Below are 7,119 nucleotides of genomic sequence, written 5' to 3'. Positions count from 1 at the left end.
ACATATTGTCATTCAGTTTTCAATGTTCATTTTTTAAAAATCAACTTCTTAATTATATAACTTTTATTTAACAAAGTCAATAACTTTTATTGATTACTTTTAATATTTTAAGTCATCTTAATTCGTTTTGCAATGGTAACTTTTACACCATCGAAACAAACTTTATAAAGAATTAACATCTGTTTTTGACGACTTTTATATAATATCAAGATAAAAGTATTACGTCAACACTTTTTTTGAACTAAATTTTAAATAAAATATGGTTCGGTTGGATGTGTTACCCACAAGAATGTATTCTATCAGATTCAAGATATTTTGCAATAGAAAAAAAGCATGAAATTTAAAATTTCATGCGTCAATTTTACACTAAATCTATCTTTATTTTTTAATTGTAGATGCTATCACTTTTTGGGCGATAGATGTGTAGATTTTCCCTAAACGATCATCTGCTTGATAAATAGAGGGTGAGAAATCTTTAGGATTCCAAGTAGGTTGTTCTAATGGTAGTTCTCCTAATAATTGAGTATTTAATTCATCTGCTAGTTTACGTCCTCCGCCTTTACCAAAGACATATTCTTTATTACCTGTTTCTTTACTTTCAAAATAACTCATATTTTCGATAACACCGAGAATAGAGTGCTCGGTATGTTTTGCCATTGCCCCTGCTCTAGCCGCAACAAATGCTGCAGTAGGATGCGGTGTCGTTACAATTATCTCTTTACTACTTGGTAGCATTGAATGTACATCTAAAGCTACATCCCCTGTTCCTGGAGGTAAGTCTAATAGTAAGTAATCAAGTTCTCCCCATTTCACTTCTACAAAGAAATTGGTTAACATTTTCCCTAACATAGGTCCACGCCATATTACTGGTGCATTCTCTTCTACAAAAAAGGCCATTGATATAACTTTCACTCCATGACGTTCTACTGGAATAATCTCTTTTCCTTGAACTCCTGGTTTCTCATCAATACCCATCATATCTGGAACACTAAAACCATAAATATCCGCATCAACTAAACCAACACGTTTACCTTCGCGGGCTAAGGCTACTGCTAAATTTACTGCTACTGTAGATTTACCTACACCGCCTTTTCCTGAAGCGATCGCTATAAATTCTACAGGATTGTCTTTAGATAAAAGCCCTTCAATGGTCTTAGGTTGTTCTTCTTTCTTACCAGTATATTGCTCAACCGTTTCGGCAGGTAATTCTTCAAATCTTATGCCAACAGTATTAGCACCATTATCTTTAAGCGCTTTAACTATTGCCATTTGTAAATCTAATTGCGGTTGTCCGCCTAATTGTGCCATTGCCACTTTGACACTAACATGCTCTATTTCTTCTTTAATAGTTACTTCTACAATACCGTCTGTCTCTTTAAGTGGTACATCTATAATTGGATCTTTTAATGCTCCAACTATTTCTTTCACTTGATCTACCGTTAACAATGAAAATCCCCCTTATTATTCTTTATACCTCTATAATATCAAATATTAATATGTATTGACTTTCTAAATTAGTATATATTTTTTAAATGTATAAAAAAAGAAGTTAGCTCACTATTTGTTGGCTAACTTCTATCAATATGAGAATTACATATCCCGTGTATTTTTTGAATTTTTATTATAGTGTCTTTCCTCTTTGATGAATAAAGAGAAAATAAAACCAATAATTACAAGACCAGTTACTATTGCAAACGATAAATCTACACCAACTGCAACACTCTGTCTTTGTAAGATTTCATGGTTCGAACTTGCTGAAGAACCAGTGCTTAGTATTTTTGCACCAATACTCATGAAAGTGACCATTAAAGCTGTTCCTAGAGAGCCGGCCATAACACGACCGAAGTTCATGATGGCAGTACCATGTGATATATCTTCATTTCTAAGTGCATTGATGCCTGCAGTATTGATAGGCATCATTAATAATGAAACTGCAAACATTCTTATAGCATAAACAACAACTAACATAGTGTATGATGAATCATATTTCAAGAAACTTAAAGATGCCGTTGTTGCGATAAGAATAATGAAACCAATTAAAATTAAAAGTCTAGGCCCATACTTATCATATATTTTACCTGTATAAACAGACATTATACCGTTTAAAATTGCTCCGGGCATAATGACCAATCCAGACATAAATGCGCTCAACCCAAGTCCATTTTGAACAAACAAAGGAATTAAGAGGGCTGGACCTACCATTGACATCATTACAATCATTGAGGTTATAGTACTGAAAGTGAATATTTTGCTTTTAAAAACTCTGAGGTTTAACAAGGGATTAGTGATACTTAACTGTCTTCTAATAAATGTGATAACTATTAGAAGACCAATAAAGGCAGAGATTATAACAATTGGATTAGTGAACCCCAAATTACCTGCGCTACTGAACGCATAAAGCATTAATCCGAATCCTAATGTTGAATAAACAACTGATCTTTTATCTAACGCTGTCTTTTTAGTTTCGTTATAACTAGATAGCGTGATAGCACCAAATATATATCCTACGAGCGTAATGCCTACAACTATAATGAAAGGCACTCTCCAACTTGTATTATCAATAATTAACCCAGAAAACGTAGGACCTATTGCTGGAGCAAATTGTATGACCAAACCAGCCAATCCCATTGCAAATCCACGTTTTTCTTTTGAAAATAATGTAAACAATGTGAACTGCATGAGTGGCATAATAATTCCGGCACCGATTGCTTGTATCACTCTGGCAAACATTAGAACACCAAAACTAGGTGCAATGGCAGCTACAATTGAACCAACTAAGAAAATTCCCATTGAAACTAAATATAATGGTTTTGTTTTTATTCGATCCATCAGATAGGCAGTTAAAGGAATCATAGTTCCATTAACAAGCATAAAGCCCGTTACTAACCATTGAGCAGTATTTTCAGATGTATTTAATTCGCTCATAATGTGTGGCAAAGCCGTATTTAGTAAAGTTTGATTTAAAATAGCGATAAATGCACTTAATAGCATTACCGCTACTATGAGGTTCCGTTTTTTTGTGGATACTTCTATATTCGCCATATAAAAACTCCTTTTATTTCATACATATTTTTAAATTCAACCAAACTTTAGTATGCCAAGCAAACTAAATGCTTGCTATTTCTTATTATTAAGGTTCTCACTATCTGGATAAAATATAATTTTAAATATATATAACAATCCTATGATGACTGAAATAACCCAAAAATCAATCTCGATATAAACGTAATGTATGTGAATAATAAAATAGAAGAGTATCGTAGTAACAACGTATGAAATCAAGTGATACAAACTGCCATTAAAATATGGATTATTGGGCAATTGTTTTCTAAAATAATCCATTAAATGTTCAATGGCAAATAAAATGAAGTAACCAAAAACAATATAGCTACCATAATAAACTAAATTATCTACTAAATTTTTATTGTAGGTAAAATAACCTAGCTTACAAAAAATTAGAATTCGACTTAATCCAAATAAACCGAATCCTAAAAACATTAAAAAAATAGCACCTGAAATGATAAAGATAGTGAGGACAAGTAAAGTTGATAAAATATTTTTATAATTATTTTTAAAAAACTTCATCCTTCTGTCCTCCTTTTTATACACGGTCATTTTATCATTAATAAATCACGATATAAAATTTAAAGTACATTAGTCTAAAACTTTATTATTCTTCAATTATATTTCATTTGAATGATTAAACACTCTATACATCGGATCTATTAAGCGTTGACCACATAATAATGAGAAGAATAGCGACTAATGATACTGCAAATAATATATTGTAAAAATGCCCATCCATGATTCCAACTGACATAGCATAGAAATATCCCATTACAGTTGAACCTATTGACGAACCTAAATTTTTAGTTAATGCATAGAAAGACATCATTTTCTTCATATGTCTAGGATCTGTTTCTTCTTGAACGATGACACTGTCCTTTGTATAAACAAATCCAAAACTTAACCCAGCAAGAATTACTGTTGCTGCTATTAATAACGGTAATTTGAGACCAAACATGAGTATGATACTGCTAATCAATAATAATGTAAAAGCACTAATATATAATGCTTTTCGAGTTAAGTTCTCTTCTACCTTTGCTAAGTTAAAATTTAAAATTAACCAAGCTACTGACAGCGGAAATATTACCAAACCACTTTGAAGTGGTGAAAGATGTAAATGATCTTGTAAGTAGATTGGAATGTATAAATTGTATCCCATTAAAGACATAGCTATTAATAAATCTGTTACAAACACTAGTGAAACTGAACGATTAAACTCTGAAATTGGGATAAATGGATTTTTTATTTTGCTCTCAAATTTAAATAAAATAAAGATAAAAATGAATGCTAACGTCAATGAAATAATATTTAATACTACTGATGACTTATTCAATAAACCAAACATAAATAATCCTATAAATATGTAAAAGAAAGAAAGTCCCTTAACATCGAAGCTTGAGGATTTAACTTCTGATTCTTCTGGAAAATGAAAAGTAATAAATGCAAGTATAATTGCAATAACCGCTATTGGAATGTTTATAAAAAATAACCAATGCCATGTTGCAAACTCTAAAATTGCCCCACCTAATAACGGTCCAATAATACTTGAAATTCCCCAGACACTTCCTACTATTCCCATAATTTTGTATCTAAATGGTATTTCAAATGCTAATTTTGGAACAATTTGAGTCAGTGACATCATAACTCCTGCTCCCAATCCTTGAACGATTCTAGAGATAATAAGCATTATAAATGTGCCACTCATTCCTGACATTAAACTACCAATACCAAATAAAAACACGCCTATCATTGCAATATATAATATTTTAAATCTTGTTAATAATTCACCAACAATAGGATTCGCAACTACAAGCGCTATGAAATAAACAGTAAATACTAATGATATAGATGCACCAGCGTTTAAATCAGTTCTTATAGTGGGCATCGCTAATGAGATAATTGAGCTTTCTATTGCAGCCATAAACATAGTTAAAACTAAAGTTACGACGATACCTATTGATTTAAAGTTCATGAACATTATTCCTCCTAAATAAATTTCAGATTCTTTAATAGGATAATCAACATTTTATTTTATATGCAATAGAATGATTACTTTAAATAAAAAATAAGACTGATGACCGATAAAATCATCAACCTTATTTTGAATTCTCTATATAAAATAAAGTATTGCTATTAAATGAAACATTGAAGCGATCACGATAAAAATATGCCAAATCATATGAAAGTATGGACGTTTTTTTTGGGCATAAAACCAAGCACCAATAGTGTAAGATAAGCCTCCTAGTACAATGAATAAGATAAATAACCAAGATGTACGCATAATGATAATAGGTAGAAAAATAATACCAACCCATCCCATTACTAAATAGACAACCAAACTTAATTTAGGATTCACATTAACAGAAATGGACTTATACAAAATCCCCCAAATTGTAGTACCCCAAAGTAATATGAATACAAACCAACCAATCCATCCTCCTACGACAGTTAATAAAACTGGCGTATAAGTTCCTGAAATAGCAACATAAATCATACTATGATCGATGATTCTTAAAATATATTTGTGAGCAGTATTATTTTTCATTGCATGATATATAGTTGAAGAGATAAACATCATAAAAATACTAATTACAAATATAGAAATACTAACTGAGCTTAACGTTCCATGTGCTATATAACTATGAACTGCAGCATATGGTAGTAAAAAAAGTGTAAGTAACGCAGCTACACCATGTGAAACTGAGTTACCAATTTCTTCACCGAAAGATAGAGGAATGATGTCTTTAAATGATTCGACAACAGTACCTTTTGCATTCTTAGTTGAGTTAGACATCTGGCCCCACCACCTTTTAAATTAAATTCAAACGTTCTAAATCTGATGTAGCAGTTTCAACACTATCTTTACCTTCTTTATTTTTAAGTGGCGAAAATTCATCTTCTCTATTAACTTGCAACGTTACAAAACTTGTTGCATATCTAAAAATATCAAAGTAAAACAATTCAAATTTTAATGTTGGTTTTTCAACAACTCCAAAATCTTCATCTAATTGCTTTAATTTTTTCACTGCTAAGTGATATGGTAAATCATTATTTACTGCTTGTTTAATAAATGCAACTTTAAAGGCATGAATTCCAATATTTGCATTATCAAACGTATTAGCGACCGCTTCATCCAATTCAGAATACTCAAAAACCGTGTCCTTACTATTTTGATTTACTAATCGTCCGACACTTTCACCATCTTTAGGTTGAATTGATTTAGAAGTTACATCGCAATCATTTACCACTGTAAACCCAGCAAATAATGGATCTAATACTTTAACTAATACGTTATCAATGTTATTTAAGAAAATAAATTTCACACCATCAGATGCCATTTTATCTAAGTAACCATTTTTTTCTAATGATTTAAATACACCACCATTTCCGTTTGGCGTCTCCATTATATATCCCTGTTCATTAAGTACCAATTGCCCAGTTTCACTTAATGCGACCATGTTTTCTTGTTTAAAGAAATGTACATTATCAGGTTTATAACCAAAATAATCATGTTGTTCAAAGTACGATAACGTTTCTTCATGATTGATATCACTAGTCATGATATACCAATTGATTAAATGACCTGTTTCCTTTTTAAGTTTAAGTAATTGTCGTGCTTGTAATTCAAACAAACTAACTCCTTTTATTTCAAATGAACCTTTTGGCCCTTTATAACCTAAACGCGTCCCTTGACCACCAGCCATTAATAAAACTGCAAATTCACCGTTTCGTATTGCTTCTATGCCTTTTTGTTCATATTTAGCACTTTCTTGATTAGTCAATTCAGTCTTGCGTAGATATTTTACTTCTGAAACAGATGACACATCAGAAATTGATTGACGGTTAACATATAAATCTTGAAATAATTGTTGAATACTTTCTAAATTTAATTCATTCACTCTCGATTCTAATTTTTCTTTTTCATTACTGCTCATTAACTTTTCATATTCACTCAAATGTTCTTGATTATATTTCTTTAATTGATTTTGATCTAACATTTTAACTCTCCTTGTAATTAATTCAATATGTATTCATACTCTCATTATTTGATAG

At 31.0% G+C, this 7,119-nt stretch carries 6 protein-coding genes; all 6 read right to left on the bottom strand.

The genetic code is table 11. The features are described 5' to 3' along the window. Positions 1–378: 378 nt before the first annotated feature. The 6 genes from HMPREF3265_RS01600 to HMPREF3265_RS01575 all read right to left on the bottom strand — a co-directional run bounded on the left by HMPREF3265_RS01600 (position 379) and on the right by HMPREF3265_RS01575 (position 7,064). On the bottom strand, positions 379–1,446 hold the full coding sequence (locus HMPREF3265_RS01600; protein ID WP_037536100.1) for a P-loop NTPase: 1,068 nt from the start codon (positions 1,444–1,446) through the stop codon (positions 379–381). Between the two features lie 144 nt (positions 1,447–1,590). Beyond that, on the bottom strand, positions 1,591–3,042 hold the full coding sequence (locus HMPREF3265_RS01595) for an MDR family MFS transporter (RefSeq protein ID WP_070860909.1): 1,452 nt from the start codon (positions 3,040–3,042) through the stop codon (positions 1,591–1,593). 75 nt (positions 3,043–3,117) lie between these two features. Next, complete coding sequence (locus HMPREF3265_RS01590; protein ID WP_070442693.1) at positions 3,118–3,585, bottom strand: SepA family multidrug efflux transporter; 468 nt, start codon at positions 3,583–3,585, stop codon at positions 3,118–3,120. 124 nt (positions 3,586–3,709) lie between these two features. After that, on the bottom strand, positions 3,710–5,038 hold the full coding sequence (sdrM, locus tag HMPREF3265_RS01585) for a multidrug efflux MFS transporter SdrM (protein WP_070485054.1): 1,329 nt from the start codon (positions 5,036–5,038) through the stop codon (positions 3,710–3,712). Positions 5,039–5,176: 138 nt separating this feature from the next. After that, on the bottom strand, positions 5,177–5,860 hold the full coding sequence (locus tag HMPREF3265_RS01580) for a PAQR family membrane homeostasis protein TrhA (protein WP_070581249.1): 684 nt from the start codon (positions 5,858–5,860) through the stop codon (positions 5,177–5,179). Between the two features lie 16 nt (positions 5,861–5,876). After that, entirely contained in the window at positions 5,877–7,064 is a 1,188-nt protein-coding gene (locus HMPREF3265_RS01575) for a UTP--glucose-1-phosphate uridylyltransferase (protein WP_070860908.1), read from the bottom strand. Positions 7,065–7,119: the final 55 nt, after the last annotated feature.

It is taken from the genome of Staphylococcus sp. HMSC62B09 (assembly GCF_001839115.1).
Taxonomy (GTDB): domain Bacteria; phylum Bacillota; class Bacilli; order Staphylococcales; family Staphylococcaceae; genus Staphylococcus; species Staphylococcus haemolyticus.
The sequence above is the reverse complement of the archived record's forward strand: the minus strand, read 5'-3'. Positions and strand labels throughout refer to the sequence as shown.

Bases quoted from the DNA above. Each gene is read 5' to 3' on its own strand.
- HMPREF3265_RS01590 (WP_070442693.1), bottom strand. From the start codon at position 3,585: ATGAAGTTTTTTAAAAATAATTATAAAAATATTTTATCAACTTTACTT.
- HMPREF3265_RS01580 (WP_070581249.1), bottom strand. From the start codon at position 5,860: ATGTCTAACTCAACTAAGAATGCAAAAGGTACTGTTGTCGAATCATTT.
- sdrM (WP_070485054.1), bottom strand. From the start codon at position 5,038: ATGAACTTTAAATCAATAGGTATCGTCGTAACTTTAGTTTTAACTATG.
- HMPREF3265_RS01575 (WP_070860908.1), bottom strand. From the start codon at position 7,064: ATGTTAGATCAAAATCAATTAAAGAAATATAATCAAGAACATTTGAGT.
- HMPREF3265_RS01595 (WP_070860909.1), bottom strand. From the start codon at position 3,042: ATGGCGAATATAGAAGTATCCACAAAAAAACGGAACCTCATAGTAGCG.